General features: G+C 47.7%; 2 protein-coding genes. Both read left to right on the forward strand.

Features of this window, described 5'->3' with window-relative positions; genetic code table 11:
• The coding region (locus F6K38_RS41545; RefSeq protein ID WP_287360674.1) for an aminotransferase class V-fold PLP-dependent enzyme at window positions 1-194 on the forward strand (194 nt) is incomplete at its 5' end.
• Window positions 195-398: 204 nt separating this feature from the next.
• The gene (locus F6K38_RS41550) at window positions 399-1,409 is read left to right on the forward strand and encodes a family 2B encapsulin nanocompartment shell protein (protein ID WP_008180789.1); all 1,011 of its coding nucleotides are present in this window, start codon (window positions 399-401) and stop codon (window positions 1,407-1,409) included.
• Window positions 1,410-1,569 lie beyond the last annotated feature (160 nt).

Raw genomic sequence — 1,569 nt, forward strand, 5'->3', positions numbered from 1 at the left:
CTTCAGAGGATATGGGGAAATTCTTGGATAGTGAAGGCATTGCCGTACGTGCTGGACATCATTGCGCCCAACCCACCCTGAAACGGTTTGGGTTGACTAGCACTGTGCGCCCCTCCTTAGCGTTTTATAACACCTTTGCAGAAGTAGATAAGCTGATTGCAGCAATTAAAAAGGCCAAACACCAGCTATCCTAAAACTCAATATAAATATCATAATCACGGTAAACGCATCTTGTCAATAAACTGTATTTTTCAATAAACCAGGCTTTATTGCGTTTGTTTACAAGGAATTTTATACATAAAATAGTGTTTATTTAATTTTAAAAACACTATATATAGGAATCCTAGGAATTAGATGCGTTTACTGTTAGAAGCTAATCGTTTAAGAGAACCGATTCTATGGTTTACACATCGGAGCAGCCACAACAGAGTGTAAGTGTTCGTGCAGCCAAGAAACTAGCCTGCACCATGAAATCCCCGCTGCAAATGCGGGCCATTTCACCACGCTGGTTGCTCCAGCTATTGCCTTGGGTTGAAGTGTCAGGGGGGACTTACCGTGTCAACCGACGGGATGTCAGGATTTTAGAGGGTTTTGCCGCAAACGATGACGGAGAAAAGAACATTGACATGTTAAGTTGTCACGAAGGGGAACCCACCCTCACCCAAACCTTTGTTGACTACGATGATAACCCGCCGGAATATCCCTTAAGGGTGGCTCAAACGATTGTGCGGGTGCATACCCGGGTCAGTGACCTATACAGCAATGCCAGAGATCAGTTGCAAGAGCAGTTGCGCTTGACTATTGAAGCGCTAAGGGAGCGCAAGGAATGGGAAATTGTCAATAACGATGGCAATGGTGATCCAGACCGAGCCTTTGGGTTACTCCACAAGGCGGATCCTTCCATGCGACTCTCAACACGCACAGGTCCCCCTACCCCGGATGATTTGGATGAACTCCTAGCTAAGGTGTGGAAACAACCTGCTTTTTTCTTGGCCCACCCTAAGGCGATCGCCGCCTTTGGTCGGGAATGCACTCGTCGTGGGGTTCCCCCAGCCACAGTGAACCTGTTTGGATCGCCCTTTATCACCTGGCGTGGAGTTCCCATTATTGCCAGTAATAAACTTGCTGTGGACGCCAAAGGCAAATCCAATATTCTGCTGATGCGCGTGGGTGAAGCGCAGCAAGGAGTGGTAGGGCTGCGTAAAACCGGCTTGATTGGCGAACATGAAGAGATTCCAGGTGTGTCCGTGCGGTTGATGGGCATTGACCAGAAGGCGATCGCCTCCTACCTCGTCACTCTTTACTTTTCCACCGCCGTACTGGTTCCCGATGCTTTGGGGGTACTAGAAAATGTAGATATTGGCCGCTATTATGATGAAGATCCAAATATTGACATCTCCCCCGGTTAAAACACGGAGGATTCTATGAGGATGTTACGCAGCAGCGGTTTTCCCGTACTGCTATCGGCTTTCGCCGACGCTTCGCGAACACTTCTCATTCGATATGATTTTTTAAGAGAATTAAAAACGTCATACCGATGCGGGAGTGTCAAAGCTCCCCTACCCACCT

It is taken from the genome of Moorena sp. SIO3B2 (genome assembly GCF_010692525.1).
Classification (GTDB): domain Bacteria; phylum Cyanobacteriota; class Cyanobacteriia; order Cyanobacteriales; family Coleofasciculaceae; genus Moorena; species Moorena producens.

Bases quoted from the DNA above. Each gene is read 5' to 3' on its own strand.
- F6K38_RS41550 (WP_008180789.1), top strand. From the start codon at position 399: ATGGTTTACACATCGGAGCAGCCACAACAGAGTGTAAGTGTTCGTGCA.